The organism is Ruegeria arenilitoris (assembly GCF_013031355.1).
Taxonomy (GTDB): domain Bacteria; phylum Pseudomonadota; class Alphaproteobacteria; order Rhodobacterales; family Rhodobacteraceae; genus Ruegeria; species Ruegeria arenilitoris_C.
The window spans coordinates 505,131-519,265 of the sequence record NZ_WPZO01000001.1; the positions used below are offsets into that span (position 1 = coordinate 505,131).

At 57.7% G+C, this 14,135-nt stretch carries 16 protein-coding genes; 10 read left to right on the forward strand and 6 right to left on the reverse strand.

The annotated features are described in order from the left end of the window. Nucleotides 1-36: 36 nt before the first annotated feature. Nucleotides 37-1,299, forward strand: a complete 1,263-nt coding sequence (locus tag GOX63_RS02495; protein WP_170325523.1) for a glutamate-5-semialdehyde dehydrogenase — start codon at nt 37-39, stop codon at nt 1,297-1,299. Here GOX63_RS02495 and GOX63_RS02500 read toward each other — a convergent pair. Continuing rightward, nucleotides 1,296-1,892, reverse strand: coding sequence for a histidine phosphotransferase family protein (locus tag GOX63_RS02500; protein ID WP_254435843.1), 597 nt, complete (start codon nt 1,890-1,892; stop codon nt 1,296-1,298). The two genes, GOX63_RS02495 and GOX63_RS02500, sit on opposite strands and share 4 nt — an antisense overlap. A 43-nt stretch (nt 1,893-1,935) precedes the next feature. Between GOX63_RS02500 and GOX63_RS02505 the strand changes: the two genes are divergently transcribed. The 5 genes from GOX63_RS02505 to tsf all read left to right on the forward strand — a co-directional run bounded on the left by GOX63_RS02505 (nt 1,936) and on the right by tsf (nt 5,721). Then, a complete protein-coding gene (locus GOX63_RS02505; RefSeq protein ID WP_170324899.1) occupies nt 1,936-2,118 on the forward strand; it encodes a DUF3553 domain-containing protein in 183 nt (60 codons plus the stop codon). Nucleotides 2,119-2,216: 98 nt separating this feature from the next. Further along, complete coding sequence (locus GOX63_RS02510) at nt 2,217-2,972, forward strand: GNAT family N-acetyltransferase (protein ID WP_170324900.1); 756 nt, start codon at nt 2,217-2,219, stop codon at nt 2,970-2,972. After that, entirely contained in the window at nt 2,959-3,813 is an 855-nt protein-coding gene (locus GOX63_RS02515; protein WP_170324901.1) for a lysophospholipid acyltransferase family protein, read from the forward strand. The genes GOX63_RS02510 and GOX63_RS02515 overlap by 14 nt, the downstream gene beginning before the upstream one ends. A 166-nt stretch (nt 3,814-3,979) precedes the next feature. After that, nucleotides 3,980-4,768 carry a 30S ribosomal protein S2 gene (rpsB, locus tag GOX63_RS02520; RefSeq protein WP_170324902.1) on the forward strand — a complete coding sequence of 263 codons (789 nt, stop codon included), beginning with the start codon at nt 3,980-3,982 and terminating at the stop codon, nt 4,766-4,768. A gap of 77 nt (nt 4,769-4,845) precedes the next feature. Further along, a complete protein-coding gene (tsf, locus tag GOX63_RS02525) occupies nt 4,846-5,721 on the forward strand; it encodes a translation elongation factor Ts (protein WP_170324903.1) in 876 nt (291 codons plus the stop codon). A gap of 381 nt (nt 5,722-6,102) precedes the next feature. Here tsf and GOX63_RS02530 read toward each other — a convergent pair whose 3' ends face one another. The 3 genes from GOX63_RS02530 to GOX63_RS02540 form a co-directional block, all read right to left on the reverse strand. After that, the gene (locus GOX63_RS02530; RefSeq protein ID WP_170324904.1) at nt 6,103-6,858 is read right to left on the reverse strand and encodes a helix-turn-helix transcriptional regulator; all 756 of its coding nucleotides are present in this window, start codon (nt 6,856-6,858) and stop codon (nt 6,103-6,105) included. Next, entirely contained in the window at nt 6,855-7,304 is a 450-nt protein-coding gene (aroQ, locus tag GOX63_RS02535) for a type II 3-dehydroquinate dehydratase (protein ID WP_170324905.1), read from the reverse strand. Before aroQ ends, GOX63_RS02530 begins: the two co-directional genes overlap by 4 nt. Before the next feature lie 92 nt (nt 7,305-7,396). Continuing rightward, nucleotides 7,397-8,410: an NADPH:quinone oxidoreductase family protein gene (locus GOX63_RS02540; protein WP_170544698.1), complete on the reverse strand. Its 1,014-nt coding sequence runs from the start codon at nt 8,408-8,410 to the stop codon at nt 7,397-7,399. Between the two features lie 134 nt (nt 8,411-8,544). On the opposite strand from GOX63_RS02540, the gene GOX63_RS02545 reads away from it, so the two are divergent. Then, nucleotides 8,545-9,363 carry an SDR family oxidoreductase gene (locus GOX63_RS02545; protein ID WP_170544701.1) on the forward strand — a complete coding sequence of 273 codons (819 nt, stop codon included), beginning with the start codon at nt 8,545-8,547 and terminating at the stop codon, nt 9,361-9,363. Between the two features lie 21 nt (nt 9,364-9,384). Further along, entirely contained in the window at nt 9,385-10,407 is a 1,023-nt protein-coding gene (locus GOX63_RS02550; RefSeq protein ID WP_170544703.1) for a phosphotransferase family protein, read from the forward strand. On the opposite strand, the gene GOX63_RS02555 is transcribed toward GOX63_RS02550, so the two are convergent. Then, a complete protein-coding gene (locus GOX63_RS02555) occupies nt 10,404-11,009 on the reverse strand; it encodes a 2-hydroxychromene-2-carboxylate isomerase (protein WP_170324909.1) in 606 nt (201 codons plus the stop codon). The genes GOX63_RS02550 and GOX63_RS02555 overlap by 4 nt on opposite strands. Nucleotides 11,010-11,184: 175 nt before the next feature. On the opposite strand from GOX63_RS02555, the gene GOX63_RS02560 reads away from it, so the two are divergent. Beyond that, entirely contained in the window at nt 11,185-12,405 is a 1,221-nt protein-coding gene (locus GOX63_RS02560; protein ID WP_170544706.1) for a serine hydrolase domain-containing protein, read from the forward strand. Between the two features lie 51 nt (nt 12,406-12,456). After that, complete coding sequence (locus GOX63_RS02565; RefSeq protein WP_170544709.1) at nt 12,457-13,326, forward strand: acyl-CoA thioesterase; 870 nt, start codon at nt 12,457-12,459, stop codon at nt 13,324-13,326. On the opposite strand, the gene GOX63_RS02570 is transcribed toward GOX63_RS02565, so the two are convergent. Continuing rightward, entirely contained in the window at nt 13,323-14,090 is a 768-nt protein-coding gene (locus GOX63_RS02570; protein ID WP_170324912.1) for an SDR family oxidoreductase, read from the reverse strand. The two genes, GOX63_RS02565 and GOX63_RS02570, sit on opposite strands and share 4 nt — an antisense overlap. Nucleotides 14,091-14,135 lie beyond the last annotated feature (45 nt).

The following is a 14,135-nucleotide window of genomic DNA, read 5'->3' on the forward strand; positions in this document are numbered from 1 at the left end:
CTAGAACACCAGAATACCGACCGAAAGGCACATGAGATGAAGGATTTCGACAGCATTCCCACCCTGATGGCCGATCTTGGAAAACGCGCCAAGGCGGCCTCGGCCGATCTGGCCTTTGCCAGCGCCGAACGCAAGCACGCCGCGCTGATTGCCGCAGCGGATGCGGTCTGGGCAAACCGGGCCGACATCATCGAGGCAAACAAGAAAGATCTGGAGTTCGGCCGCGAAAAGGGCCTGAGCCCGGCGATGATGGACCGCCTGATGCTGGACGAATCCCGCGTTCAGAGCATGGTTGACGGTCTGCGCACTGTGGCAGATCAAGCTGATCCGGTTGGCGAAGTTCTGACCGAATGGGACATGCCTTCGGGCCTGAACATCCAGCGCGTGCGCACACCTTTGGGCGTGATCGGTGTGATCTACGAAAGCCGCCCGAACGTGACCGCGGATGCGGGTGCGTTGTGCCTGAAATCCGGCAATGCCGTGATCTTGCGCGGTGGCTCCGAGAGTTTTCACTCCTCAGGCGCGATCCATGCTTGCCTGGTCGAAGGACTGAAGGCCGCATACCTGCCCGAGGATGCAATCCAGCTGATCCCCACCCGCGACCGTGCGGCGGTTCAGGAACTGCTGACCATGACCGACTACGTGGACGTTATCGTACCGCGCGGCGGCAAAGGCCTGGTGGGGCTGGTGCAGCGCGAGGCTCGCGTTCCCGTGTTCGCGCATCTCGAAGGCATTGTTCATATCTATATCGACAAGGCCGCCGAACCGCAGAAAACGCTGGATGTAGTGCTGAACGCCAAGACCCGTCGGACCGGAATTTGTGGCGCGGCAGAGTGTCTGCTGATCCATCAAGACGCCGCCGATACGCTGGGCAGGGATGTGATCGCGGCTCTGCTGGCTGCTGGCGTCGAAGTTCACGCCGAAGGCGCACTGGCTGTGGAAGGCACGATCGCCGCCACCGCTGACGATTGGGGCAAGGAATTCCTCGACAGCATTATTTCCGCCAAACCAGTGGCAGATATCGACGCGGCCATCGCGCATATCCGTCAGTATGGCTCGAACCACACCGACTGCATCATGACCGAGGATGCGGACGCCGCCGCGCGGTTCTTTGAACGGCTCGACAGCGCGATCCTGATGCACAATGCCTCGACTCAATTCGCCGATGGGGGCGAGTTTGGCATGGGCGCCGAGATCGGCATTGCCACCGGAAAGATGCACGCGCGCGGGCCAGTGGGCGCAGCGCAGTTGACCAGCTTCAAGTATCTGGTGCGTGGGAACGGAACGACCCGGTCTTAAAACCGGATCACAATGCGGGTTGAGGTGGTTTCCGCCACAACCCGCCGCCCCATCGACGCAGCGGCCTCGGGAAGCAGGGCAAACTGTACCTGCGCGGGGGTGACCTTATTGGCAAACCGGCCTAGAGGCAGGTTCTTCCACAGATCACTATCCAGATTCAGCTTGTCGGCGGAACCGGTCACCGACCAGGTATCTGAGGCACTGGAAATTGTGACCTCACCGCCAAAGGGCATCGCGCTTTCGCAGCACATCAGTGCCAGAAACGCCAGTTTCACCTGATTGCGCGGCACTGCTTCGATCAGGTGCCAGTTGACGCGTACACGGCCCGCACGTTCAACATCTTTCAGCAGCTCTGACACCTCTGCTCGTCCAAGAGGCTGATCACTGGCCGAGCCGAAGGCGACGCGGAAAAACCGTATCCGCGCCCCGGCGCTGCCGACGCTTCCCGAAATCAGTTCCATCTCGGGGCCCTGGGTGCCGCCAACCATCTCAAGCAACTCCAGCCCGTTGGTGATCGCGCCAATGGGGCTGATCAGATCGTGACAGATCCGGGAACCGATAAGCTCGGCCAGGTTGACTGTGGTGTCGCTCATGCGTACCTCCTGCTGCATCTGCTGCCGGACCTGGAGCCCAGACATGTCAGACCTCAATGCCATTCTTGCACCGGGCATGTATGTCCGCCACCCCGATTTCCCCGACTGGGGCGTTGGACAGGTTCAGTCCAACATCGGAGGCAAGATCACCGTCAACTTTCGCGAGCAGGGGAAAGTGGTAATTGACGGAACACGCATCGCCCTGATGCCGGTCTTTGATCCATGAAACTGGTTTAGGAAAGGTTAACAACGCCGCAAATCCACTCTTGTTGCCATCCCCCCGGAAACTGCGGTATCAGCGCGCAAACAAGATCGGAACTTAAAATGCCGGATGCGGGCCCTTCCTTTACCGTCAAACTCGCCGAAACCGAGGACGAACTGCGCGCGGCGCATCGACTGCGCTACGACGTGTTTGTCCGCGAACTTGGCGGCGGTGGTGAGATGGTCGATCACGAGGCCGGTTTGGAGCGGGACAAGTTCGATCCGTATTTCGATCACATGCTGGCAATCGACAACGTTACCGGCGAAACTATTGGCGTTTACAGACTGTTACCGGGCGAACGTGCAGTAGAACTTGGGCAGTTTTATTCCGAAGACGAATACGATCTGACCGTTCTGAAGCAAAGCGGCCGCAAGTTGTTGGAACTGGGCCGGTCCTGTCTGCATCCCGACTATCGCGGCGGTACGGCAATGTACCACCTGTGGAACGGTTTGGCAGCTTATGTCAACGAGCGCGAGATCGAGGTTCTGTTCGGTGTGGCCAGCTTCCACGGCACGAATGTTCAGGAACTGGCGCAGCCTTTGTCGATGCTGCATCACAACCATCTGGCGCCGCCCGATCTGCGGGTGCGGGCGCAGCCGGACGTGTTCCAATCCATGAATCTCGTGGCACCGGGTGATTTGGATCGCCGCGCGGCGATGGTGCAGGTTCCTGCACTGATCAAAGCCTATCTGCGTCTTGGCGGCTTTGTAGGCGAGGGAGCATTCATCGACCACGCCTTCAACACAACCGACGTGTGCCTGATCCTCGACACCGCGCGTATGAACGAGCGGCAGAAACGCATCTATGGCGGAGCGTAACCCGGTGAACGACGCGCTGTGGAACAGTGAGGACGCACCGGACCCGATTAATCTGGGTCCGATGGGTTGGGTTCTGGTCATCCTGCGCGGGGTGCCTTTGGCGCTTTTGGTGTTTGGTGGTCTGATCATTCTTCTGGCTATTCGTTTGGTCGAACTCCCATTGTTCGGCGTGCGCCGTCCGATCACGCCGTTCATCGCGCAATTTGTCAGCCGCAATGCGTTCCGGATACTCGGGATGAGGTTTCTAACCTCGGGCGAGTTGATGCGGCAACGCGGGGCTGTGGTTGCGAACCATACGTCCTGGCTGGACATCTTTGCACTGAACGCGCGGAAACGGGTTTATTTCGTGTCCAAGGCCGAAGTTGCGAAATGGCCCGGGATCGGCTGGCTGGCCCGCGCGACTGGCACTGTGTTCATCGAGCGGGACCGAAAGAAAGCCAAAGAGCAGACAAAAGTGTTCGAAACCCGCCTTAAAGCCGGCCACAAACTGCTGTTCTTCCCCGAAGGAACATCGACCGATGGCCTGCGGGTTTTGCCATTCAAAACAACGCTCTTTGCCGCGTTCTTCGCGGAAGAACTGCGGGACTTCATGTATGTTCAGCCGGTCTCGGTGATCTTTCACGCGCCCAAAGGACAACCGGATCGGTTCTATGGCTGGTGGGGTGACATGGAATTCGGGCCGCATCTGCTCAAGACACTCGGTGCACGCAAGCAGGGTTATGTCGAACTGATCTATCATGCCCCGGCCAAGGTCAGTGACTTTGAAAACCGCAAGGCGTTGGCTGCTCATTGCGAAGAGGCCGTGCGTCACGCGCACAGCTTGGCGCGGCTTGAAAAATAAGGGCGATTGGCCCTTGCACTGCATCCAAACCTGCCGTATACGCGCGCCATTCAAACCCGCAGGCGGGGTTTGGCCTTTTTGAGGGAGACATCCTCATCAAGACCGCCGGTTGGAGCATCCGCTTCTTTCACCCCCGCCAAGGCGTAAACCGGAAAAGGAAAATAGCATGGCTCTTCCCGAGTTCACCATGCGTCAGCTGCTGGAAGCTGGCGTTCACTTTGGTCACCAGACACAGCGTTGGAATCCCCGCATGGGCCCGTTCATCTACGGCTCGCGCAACGGCATCCACATCATGGACCTGACCCAGACCGTTCCGATGCTGGACCAGGCTCTGCAGGCCGTTCGTGACACCGTTGCAAAAGGTGGCCGCGTTCTGTTCGTTGGTACCAAGCGTCAGGCCGCTGGCCCGATCGCAGACGCTGCTGAAAAGTCGGCTCAGTACTACATGAACCACCGCTGGCTGGGCGGCACTCTGACCAACTGGAAAACCGTTTCCCAGTCGATCAACCGTCTGAACCAGATCGACGAAGCCATGGAATCGGGCGCCGAAGGCCTGACCAAGAAAGAGCGTCTGGGCATGGAGCGTGACCAGGCCAAGCTGCAGGCTTCGCTGGGCGGTATCCGCGAGATGGGCGGCGTTCCGGATCTGCTGTTCGTCATCGACGTCAAAAAAGAAGCACTGGCCATCGCCGAAGCCAACAAGCTGGGTATCCCGGTTGTGGCTGTTGTCGACACCAACTGCTCGCCCGACGGCGTTGACTACATCATCCCCGGCAACGACGATGCAGCTCGCGCAATCGCTCTGTACTGCGATCTGGCCGCACGTGCCGCTCTGGACGGTATGACCGCTCAGCTGGGTGCTGCAGGCGTTGACCTGGGCGAGTTCGAAGAAGCTCCGGTTGAAGAAGCCGTTGCAGAAGAAGCCGCCGAAGCAGAAGCACCTGCCGAAGCGTAAGCTGCCCGTCACGTAAATGACATATGGGGCAGGGTATGACCTGCCCCAATTCCGTTTGAATTGAGGAGAGCCAAAAGATGGCAATCACAGCAGCAATGGTGAAAGAACTGCGCGACCAGACCGGCGCAGGCATGATGGACGCGAAAAAAGCGCTGACCGAAACCGGCGGCAACATGGACGAAGCCGTTGACTGGCTGCGCACCAAAGGCCTGGCCAAAGCGGCCAAGAAATCGGGCCGTACCGCAGCAGAAGGTCTGGTTGCTGTTCACGTAAACGGTGGCAACGGTGTTGCTGTCGAAGTGAACTCGGAAACCGACTTCGTTGCAAAAAACGCCGAATTCCAGGAAATGGTCGGCAAGATCGCATATGCTGCTGAAGGCGTCGACAATGTCGAAGCGCTGCTGGCTGCTGATCTGGGCGGCAAATCGGTTGCGGACACCCTGACCGACAAGATCGCCACCATTGGTGAAAACATGTCGGTACGCCGCATGGCCAAGCTGTCGGGCGACACCGTTGTGTCCTACGTCCACAACGCAGCCACCAACGGCATGGGCAAAATCGGCGTTCTGGTTGCTCTGACCGGTGGCGACGAAGCGATCGGCAAGCAGGTTGCGATGCACATCGCAGCTGTGAACCCGGCGGCTCTGTCCGAAGCGGACATGGACCCGGCTGTTGTTGAGAAAGAAAAGCAGGTTCAGATGGACATCGCCCGCGAATCCGGCAAGCCGGAGCAGGTGATCGAAAAGATGATCGAAGGCCGCATGAAGAAATTCGTCGCCGAATCGACTCTGCTGAACCAGTCCTTCGTTGTGAACCCTGACCTGACCGTTGAAGCAGCGGCCAAAGAAGCGGGCGCAACCATCACCGGCTTCATCCGTCTGGAAGTTGGCGAAGGCATCGTGGTCGAAAAAGAAGACTTCGCAGCCGAAGTTGCCAAGGCCGCTCAGGGCTAAGGACTATCTCCGGACCTCGCAAGAGGTCCGGAGACTCATATGTCGAAACCGGTTGCGCCAAACGCGACCGGTTTTTTTGTCGTTCGGAAATAAAAAAAGACGCCGAAGCGTCTTGGTTTTCATGGATTTGATTGAGGGGCCCCGCATGATGGGGATGGTCGAGGCCCCCCAAAATTCCGGCAATTCGACGCGGACAAATAAGCGCCTTCTTGTCAGAGCGGCTGGAGAGCCCTGTTATTGCAAAGATCCAACCAAATGTTCCCTGGCTAAAGCCACCACTCACGGAACAATCTCACTTTGCAACTCCGCCTCAGGAATGGAAAGTCATGATTTCCTTACCTAGGGTAAATTGACGCAATTTGGCGTCAATTTTTTAGGGCTCTAGGCCTCCATTACGAACATCTGATTCTGCAGAGATGCCTTCAAAACAGCCTGTGCCGTGGTTTCGACGGACAGCGCTTCGCGCGCCAGACGCAGGTGTTTTTCGACTGTTGCCGAAGTCAGCCCCATCAGCAGCGCAATGTCCTGCGTGGTCTTACCATCTCCGACCCATTGCAACGCCTCGCGCTGACGTTTGGTCAGAGCTCGGTTGGGGGCGTTGTAGGGCAGGGTAAGGATTTTCAGATGCGCAACATTGTTCATCAGCAGGATGTCATCGCCGTGCTCGGCCCACATCGCGTCCACTTCGGCTTGACTGGCCGCGTCGCCGGCCGACAAGGAAATCGCCCCTTTCGACCGCATCGAGACCGAGGTGAAACTGACCGTGTACCCGAAGGACACACCCTGCGACCTGTTGAACTCAAGTACGTCCAGTTCTTTCGCCGTCAGCTTTCCATTGGCCACCATGTCCTGCGCAATATTCCAACTGGCCGCGCCTTCATTGTGCAGCGCCCATTTCAACATCGGAGCGTGGAAGTACATCCCATCGCGCAAAAACCCGTCCATATAGGGCTTTTCATGATTGGTCAGGATCACAAAATCCTCGGGGTCGCCCAGCGACGTTTCCGTGCGGTACTGGGTGTAGCCATAAATCAGGCGATCGAACCCGAACCGTGCCATCTGGCGACAATGGGCATCCCAGAGCTCTTCCAGAGTTTTGGTATAGCTGAGAAAGTGCAGGTATTCGCTCAGCGTCATGCAGACGGCCCGCTTTTCAGATGTGCGGCTAGTGCATCCAGCGCCAGAACATATCCCTGCGCGCCAAAGCCGCAAATCTGGCCGATGGCAACCTTTGAGATATAGGACACGTGCCGGAACGCCTCGCGCGCATGGATGTTGGACAGATGCACCTCGATCACTGGAAGTTCGACCGAGGCGATCGCATCCATCAGGGCGATAGAGGTGTGGGTATAGGCGCCAGCGTTAAGAATGATGCCGTCCTGATCCCCCTTTGCCTCATGAATGGCGTCAATCAGCGCCCCTTCGTGGTTGGACTGAAAGCACGACACGTCAACCCCGATGGAAGATCCATGGCTCAGGCACAGTTCCTCAACCATTTCCAATGTGGTGCTGCCATAAACCTCGGGCTGCCTAGTTCCCAGCAGGTTCAGGTTCGGGCCGTTTAGAATCAGAGCTTTGTGCATTATTTCACTGTTCCCATTACAGGTTCATAGACGCGAAACGGTGCCAATGTCCACCAGTCAGCGCGCGCATAGGGCGAGTGAGGGAAGTTACGTCACTCACCTTCGGCGTGAGCCGGCATTGTCACTACCGTCTTCCCAAGCGCGGAACGGCTTGTCATATGCGTCAACGCCTCGGAAGCGCGGTCCAACGGATACCGTGCATTGATCTTTGGTTTGATCTTAGCTTCGCTGTATAACCTAAACAAATCCCTCACATTTTCTGAATGTCCAACCGGGTCGCGCATCACGGAAGCGCCCCAGAACACGCCCATAATCTGGCACCCTTTGAGCAGCGGCAAGTTCAGCGGGATTTTGGGAATGCCTGCCGGAAAGCCCACCACCAGAAAACGCCCGTTCCAGGCCATAGCTCGCAGCGCGGGTTCGGCATAGTCTCCTCCGACCGCGTCATAGACGACATTTACTCCTAGTGGCGCGGACAAGTCCTTGATTTCAGAGGTGAAATTCTTCTGAGACTCTTTATCCATGTCATGCGCATACAGAACCGTTTCGTCCGCCCCCAGGCTCCGGCAAAAATCCGCCTTGTCCTGCGAGGATACGGCAGCAATCACCCGCGCACCCATGGCCTTGCCCAGCTCGATCGCAGCGGACCCTACGCCGCCCGCGGCGCCCAGCACGAGCAACGTCTCGTCGGGCTGCAGATCGGCGCGGTCCTTCAGGGCGTGATAGGAGGTGCCGTAGGTGAAAATGAAACAGGCCGCGTCTTCGAACGGCATCGAGTCAGGGAACTTGACGGCAGTGGCCGACGGGATCGTCAGATGCGTGGCGAACCCGCCATGCCCGGTCAGTGCCAGAACACGGTCACCGATTTCGAACCCGCTAACGCCTTCTCCGACGGCTAGCACTTCCCCTGCAATTTCACCGCCCGGTGCAAAAGGACGGGGCGGTCTGATCTGATAACGGTCCTGAATGATCAACGTGTCCGGGAAATTTACACCGGCTGCCCTGATTCCGATCAGCAACTCACCCCGTCCGGGTGATGGATCGGGGAGGGTGGTCAATTCCAATGTATCCGGCCCGCCCGGCGCGACGCTGAGTAAAGCTTGCATATCAGACCCGTTATCCTTGTTATTCAGTAGATAAGAGCTTTGGCGCAGCAACAGGTCTTGTCAAGAAACCTCCTGTTTCGCTCATCGACGTCCATCCCGGGGAAGAACCCGGCACAGAACCACAGGAGCAGACCATGACCCCTGAAACGCTTTTTTCATTGCAGGGCAAGACTGCGCTTGTCACCGGTGGAGCAACCGGGATCGGTCGCATGGCTGCTGAGGCTCTGGTGCGGGCCGGCGCGCGCGTTCTGATCGCCTCTCGCAAAGCCGACGCCTGCATTGCTGTCGCAGAGAAACTGAATGCACTGAACGCTCCCGGTCAGGCCGACGGGTTCGGCGGCGATGTCGCCACCAAAGAAGGCATTGAGGCACTGGCTTCCGAGGTCCAAAACCGCACGGACCAACTTGATATCCTTATGAATAACGCAGGCGTAAGCTGGGGAGCGCCGATGGGTCAATTTCCCCATGAAGCCTGGGAAAAGATCATGTCGGTCAATGTCGCGGGCCTGTTTGACCTCACCCAAAAGCTGCTGCCAATGCTGATGAAATCCGGCTCAGTCGACGATCCCGCGCGGGTGATCAACGTGGGGTCGGTTATGGGAGAGGTACCGATGGGCGACGGGGCCTACAGCTACTCAGCGTCAAAGGCCGCCGTTCTGCATCTGACCAAGATAATGGCCAAGGAGTTCTCGCCATACCACATCACGGTCAATGCGCTGGCACCGGGGCCTTTTGTCTCACGCATGACCGCCTTTGCCACAGGCGACGAGGAGACACGGGAAAAAGTCGGCAAATCCGTCCCCTTGGGCCGCGTGGGGCGTGAAGAGGATATCGCCGGCTGCATGTTGTTTCTGTGCGGGCGCGGCGGCAGCTATGTGACCGGCGCGGTGATCCCGGTGTCCGGCGGCATCAATGTGGTGACGGCAGGCAATATCTTTGCCGAAGCGTTGTAAGCTGAGACACGGAGGATCAGAATGAGCAGCACGCACTTGGACATCGCAGCCGTCGACGCCTATCTCAGCGCCCATCTTCCGGGGTATAAAGGTCCGCTGGAGGCTACCAAGTTTGCGGTCGGTCAGTCCAACCCGACCTTTCTGCTGCAAACCCCTGAGAAAGCGTATGTTTTGCGACGCAAACCTCCGGGGGTATTGTTGAAATCCGCCCACGCAGTGGATCGCGAATTCCGCGTGCAGGCCGCTCTGGCTGACAGTTCGGTGCCAGTCCCGCGGATGTATTTGCTATGTCAGGATGACAGCGTCATCGGGTCCGATTTTTACGTCATGGAGCATCTGGACGGACGCATCTTTCTGGACCCCACTATGAAAGGTGAAAGCAAAGAAACGCGCACCGCCGTTCTGACTGAGATGAACCGAGTTCTGGCCGCGCTGCACATGGTCGATATCGAGGCGGTCGGGCTGTCCGACTATGGTCCGCCGGGAAACTACTTCGAACGCCAGATTGCGCGCTGGATCAAGCAATACCGCGCTTCGGAAACCTCGGACATCCCTGAGATGAACGCGCTGATCGAAGCGCTTGAACATGCAGTGCCCGAGGATGACGGCCAAAGGACGCTGGTGCATGGGGACTATCGTATCGACAACCTGATGTTCGAGAAACAGGGAACCCGGTGTATCGGCGTTCTGGATTGGGAGCTGTCGACCATCGGGCACCCTTACGCGGACTTGGCGGCAGTGATCATGCAGTGGCGGATGCCGCCCGGTACCGAGGGCCGGGGTCTGGCAGGCATTGACCGCGACGATCTAGGGCTGCCCTCGGATCAGGCCTTTATCGAACAGTACTGCCAACGTCGCGGTCTGTCCGGCATCGACAATTTCGGCTTCTATCTGGCATTCAACTTCTTCCGAATGGCGGGAATTCTGCAGGGTGTCTACAAACGCGCGCAGGACGGCAACGCATCGGACCCGAAGCGGGCCTTGGTTCTTGGCTCCTATGTCCCGATGTTTGCGCAACACGGGTTGGCCGCACTAAAGGCTTAGGGTCCCTTTGAAAGCTCCAGTTCCAGATTTCCCAGACTGTTCTTGCCAAAGAACATTTCAGGACCCACGAACATGCTGGGAACACCAAACACGCCGCGCTTTACGGCAGCCTTGGTCTGTTCCTTGAGCTGCTGCTTGGCCTCGACGCTGGTCATCGCATCGCGGATTTTGCGCACCGGCAGGTCGCTTTCCTGCAGAATCTCAGTAAGAACTCCGATCTCATCGACCTTTTGACCATGCACCCAAATGGCGTCAAAAATGGCGTTAATGTATTTGTCTTCCCAGGGTTTTCCCGACGCGAACACCGCCCCGCGCATGGCAAATTTGGTGTTGACCGGAAAGTGCGGGCTCATGTGAAAACTCAAGCCCCGGGCGCGTGCGAACCGGTGCAGATCATGGGTCAGGTATGCCGTTTTCTGGCGATTTTCCGAGAAGGCCTGAAACGGGTTCTGGTTATTCGTGGCCTTGAAAACCGCGGCCAGCAAAACCGGCACATGGCCCACCTTGGCGCGGTATTTGTCGGCAAGTGCGGGCAGGGCCTTGTAGGCGAGAAAAGCATTCGGGCTACAGAAGTCGTACACAAATTCAATATGTTGCGTCATATTTCTCCTCCAAAAAGGTTGGGTGGTGAAATGTCTCCAACTCGTAACCAGCGAATCCGCTGCCTGCCCAGTGTAGCAGCCCAATGGCTCAAACGTATCATTCTGGACGAATTCCCTGTCAATTCAGCGTGTAAGACCGCAAGATCGCGGCCATGAGACAGAGGGCAAACAACAAATGACAGCGTTCGACTCCAAGCGCCTGAGCCGTATCACTGACTGGATGCAACGCTATGTCGATGAACGGAAATATGCGGGCAGTTCCTTGCTGGTGAAGCACAAAGGAACCGAGGTGTTTTTCAACGCCTGCGGGCAAAGGAGCGTGGAAAACGATCAACCATTTCAGCGCGATACGGTCGCCCGCATCTATTCGATGACCAAGCCCGTGACCACTGTCGCACTGATGATGCTTGCCGAGCGTGGGCTATTTCATCTGGACGCACAACTGTCGGATTTTCTACCAGAATTTCGCAATATGCACGCCTTGATCCCGGGTGCAGAGCGAATAGACCAGACCGAGGATACTCCGACACCGACGCTGCATCAATTGCTGACCCACACAAGCGGCTTCAGCTATCCGTTCAACCCCGGAGTGCTGCCCAAGGCGATGGATGAACAGGACCTGATGTTCAAGCCAAATCAAGGACTTCTGGCGGATCGCGTGACCGATCTGGCCGCCCTTCCACTGGCGTTTCAGCCAGGTTGCCGCTGGGAATATTCCGTCGGCATAGATGTTCTGGGCCGCGTGATCGAGGTGGTCTCGGGCCAAACGCTGGATCAGTTCTTCGCGCAGGAAATACTGGGGCCGTTGGGGATGCAGGATACCGGGTTTCGGGTATCACCTAGGGCAGGGGATCGGTTCGCCTCACTCTACACACCGCTGGTCGGGGACGCGATGGCGCTGAATTCGGCTGAAACCGGCGGTGAGACCCTGCGGCTTGTCGATCAAGCCGGAGATTCGCCGTTTGTACACACCAGCACGTTTTCAGGCGGCGGTGGCTTGGTTGGCACAATCGACGACTATTCCCGCTTTGCCGAAATGCTGCGGAACCGGGGGCAGGGCAACGGGCACCGTCTGTTGGGACCCAAAACCGTGGATTACATGCTGCGCAATCACTTACCGGGCGATATTGCCTCTATGGGACCGCAGAGTTTTGCCGAACAGCCCATGGAAGGCACCGGTTTTGGCCTTGGGGGCGCGGTGGTACTGAATCCTGGCAGAACCCGGGTTCCAAGCTCGGTTGGAGATTTCAGCTGGGGCGGCATGGCCTCGACCTTTTTCTGGATCGACCGGGTGAACGATCTGACAACCGTCTTCTTCACGCAGCTGTCGCCATCCAGTTCCTATCCATCACGGGCAGAGCTTAAAGCACTTGTCCTCGGGGCAATGATTGAATGACCTTTCCGGCGCTGATACCCATGCCCAAGATGACCAACCGGAGACCTTAGCATGACCGAGGCAGAAAGCATCCTTCTGGACCTTTTGAACATCGAAAGGCTTGAGGTCGACCTGTTTCGCGGCACCGGTTCCGGCGGTGAGACGCCGACTCGAATCTTTGGCGGACAGGTTATTGCGCAGGCACTGGCCGCCGCTTACCGCACGGTCGAAGATCGGTTGTGCCATTCTCTGCACGCTTACTTCATTCGCGCAGGCGACCCATCCATTCCTGTTATTTATCAAGTTGATAGAGCACGAGATGGAGGTTCAATGACCACACGGCGCGTGGTCGCGATCCAGAACGGTAAACAAATCCTCAACATGTCGGCCTCGTTCCACGTTCAGGACGAAGGGTGGAGCCACCAACACGCCATGCCGCAGACCGAGGCCCCGGAAAACTACCCGGAACGATCCGAGTTGCGGCAGAGATACGTTGATCAGGTACCCGAAAAACTGCGCGGAGAGCTGTTGCGCGAACGTCCAATCCAGGTGCGTGAAGTAAACCACCTGAATCCCTTTAGCCCCGAAAAGTCTGACGATCACAATCAGATCTGGTTCCGCATGGGCGCCGCCGCGGGAGCCGATCCGGTAACTCAGCATCTTCTTTTGGCTTACGCGTCAGACATGTACCTGATGACATCAGGATTGCGGCCGCATGGGCTGAGTTTGTTCAGTAGTGAGGTCAATTTTGCCAGTCTGGATCACGCGTTGTGGTTCCACGCCCCGGTTCACTTTGAAAATTGGCATATTTACGCGATGGAGTCGCCATGGAGCGGGCAGGGACGCAACTTCAACCGCGGCTCCATTTACGCACAGGACGGCACCCTGGTCGCCTCGGTCGCACAGGAAGGCCTGATGCGTAAAGCGCGCAAAAAGCCTTAGCTGTCTTCGATAAACTGCTGATTTAACTTACGCATACCGCCAAGCCAACGATCGTAATCTCCGGCTTTGTGGCGGATGTAATCCAAAACCTGAGGATGCGGTAGCACCAGAAACTGCTCGGAACGGATGGCCTCGACACAAGCCTGAGCCACGTCTTCAGGTTCCAACATGCCATCAATCGACGCGACCGAAACCTCGTGGCCACGCGTCATTTCTGACCGAACGGCTTGCGGACACAGAACCGACACACGCAGGCCTTTGTGTCCGTAGGTCAAAGACAACCACTCGGCAAAACCAACGGCCGCGTGTTTCGTCACGCCATACGGCGCGGCGCCGGGCTGGTTCAACAATCCTGCAGCCGAGGCCGTGATCATGATGTAGCCGCTGCCACGCGCCATCATCCGCGGCACCAAGTGGCGCGCGGCCCAGACATGGGACATCACATTGATCTTCCAGATCCGGTCCCAATCCTCGTCAGGAACATCTGGGCCGCCAAGGGTGAGAATACCAGCGTTCGCACAGAACAGATCAATCGGACCAATCGTATCCTCGACGGTCTCAATCAACGTTTTGATGTCAACTTCGCGCGAAACATCGCAAACCAGCGCGTGACCACCAATGTCCTTGGCCACGCTCTGAACACCGTCTTCGTCAATATCCGCGCAAATGACATTGGCACCATCACGGGCGAACCGTTCAGCCAGACCTTTGCCGATACCCTGAGCGGCTCCGGTGACAACCACAGTTTTTCCGCTCAGTTCCATGTCTCAATCCCGAATGCTGGTTCGGGTTCGTACGGTAACTTGTTT